Origin of the sequence: Novosphingobium sp. CCH12-A3, from assembly GCF_001556015.1 — a bacterium.
Classification (GTDB): Bacteria; Pseudomonadota; Alphaproteobacteria; order Sphingomonadales; family Sphingomonadaceae; genus Novosphingobium; species Novosphingobium subterraneum.
Map to the genome: position 1 here is coordinate 1 of NZ_LSIA01000051.1, position 1,954 is coordinate 1,954.

The 1,954-nt window shown below is 63.8% G+C and carries 1 protein-coding gene; it reads right to left on the reverse strand.

Annotation, left to right across the window (positions count from 1 at the left end):
• Positions 1 to 1,875 (reverse strand): type IV secretion system DNA-binding domain-containing protein (locus AX703_RS03750; RefSeq protein ID WP_062342734.1); only part of this gene is annotated, 1,875 nt, incomplete at its 3' end.
• Positions 1,876 to 1,954 lie beyond the last annotated feature (79 nt).

A 1,954-nucleotide genomic window follows, 5' to 3' on the forward strand; every position in this document is an offset into this window, starting at 1 on the left:
GCGCAGGACATAGCCTTCGGCAACCTTGGGATAGTCCTTGTAGGTGAGCTTGATCCGGGCGGCATCGAAGCCTTCCGGGAACACCAGGAAGCCGCGCAGCGAGGGCAGCTTCATGATGTCGTCGGGGAGCACCAAAGGCTGCACTTCGGAGCGCGGGGTGATCGTCGCGGCGTCGCGGATGTTGGAATAGCCGTAGCTGTAGGCCTCATCCATCAACCGCACCTCGCGGTGCCCGATATAGTCCGAGCAGTGCTCGGCGGTGTCGCGGTCGGCTGCGGCGAGAACGAGCTTGGTCCGCGCGAGCGAAGCGAGGTTCTGCGCGCCTTCCTTGCCGTAGGTCTCGGCCAGCTTCGCGAAAGAATGGATGCCGAGCACGAAGGCACCACCGAAGCCGCGCGCGGTCTGCAGCCCGTCCTCGATCGCCGGCAGGCGGTGCAACGCATGGACCTCGTCGAAGAAGAACCAGGTGCGAAGATCGCGGGTGCGCGGCAGGCGCATCAGGGTGTGGACCGCAAGGTTCATCCACAGCGAGAGCAGCGCCCGGTTGAGCACCAGTTCGTTGTGCGAGGAGGTGATGAACAGGATCGAGCCAGGCTTGTTCCCGGCGCGGATCCAGTCGGAGATCGAGAAGCGCTCCTTGCCTTCGGGAAGGAAGCGCAGTGCCTGTGCGTTGGTGTTGAAGACGGCGCGAATGGATTCTGCCATCTTGGCGGCTTCGGGCGCGGTCAGCGGGTCGGCGACGGTGTGCTCGAGAAGTTTGTGAACCTCCTTGAGGTCGGCCATCATCAGGCGGCTCGCGAGCGACTGGTTGGTCGCCTCGCCTAGCTTGATCAGCTTGATGCAAGTCTCGACAAACAGCGTTCGCGCAGCCAGCATCCAGAATGGCTCGGCGCCTCCGCCATCGGCAGGCAGTAGAGCAGCGGCGATGCCGGTGAAATCGGCGTGGTTCGTCGCCTCAGCGAACACCGACCAGGATGGGCAGCGCTCATCCATCGGGTTGAGGATGATGTCGGTCTGCGGGTTGTAGAACGCCTCGACATAGGCCCCGGTGAGGTCGAACACGACGGCCCGGTCGCGCCGTGCGCGCATCTGCGCGATGAGCGCCCGCATCTGGGTCGTCTTGCCCGTACCGGTCGAGCCGATCATGATCGTGTGGGCCTGCTCGGTCCGCCAGGGGAAGGGCACTCCCGCGATCGAGTAGACGTGATGGATGCCCGCTTCCTTGCGCGTCGCGAGGCTCATTTTCATGACCTCGTCGAAGCTCTTGCCAGGCAGGCGCTCGGCGATCTCTGCGCCGAGCATGTCGCGGTTATGAGCGTTGATGACCTGGCCAAGTTCGGCGGCATCGACCAGCATGGCGCCGCGCTGGTGCCGCTCCTCTAGGATCGACTTTCCGCGCCGCTTGGAGAAGTCGACGAACCACACCGCGATCGGCACGGCGACGAAGAGCGAGATGAACAGCGAGCCCCAGATTGCCCGCATCAGCTTGTTCCAGGCGATGACCACATCGGGGTGCGAGGCAACCATGCCGACAGGCGCCCGGACGACTTCGCCGGAGGGGAGGGTGAGGTTGAGGATCTTGCGGGAAGAGAACTCCATGAAAGTCCATCCAGCGGCGTAGATTCGCATCAGGATCATCTGGATCTCTTGCTCATCGAGCAGCAGTGCGAGGACGATCGAAAGCGCGATGCAGAAGGTGAAGAACCATACCAGCAGGGGCATCTTCGCCGAGGCAAACCACATCATGAATTCGTGAGTGATGAGCTGCGAGCCGCGGGTGAAATCGCCGGCGTTGCGCGGCATGTTCCCGCGCTCGGAATGGTGTTGCAGCTTGCCCGGCCGCGCCCGGTCGGACCAGGTGTCAGGACGCGGCACAGAGCGCCTCCATCCGGCGTTCGGCTTCGGTGATCAGAGCGGTATGGGCATCGGGGTACTGGCGCTGCACGATGAGGTC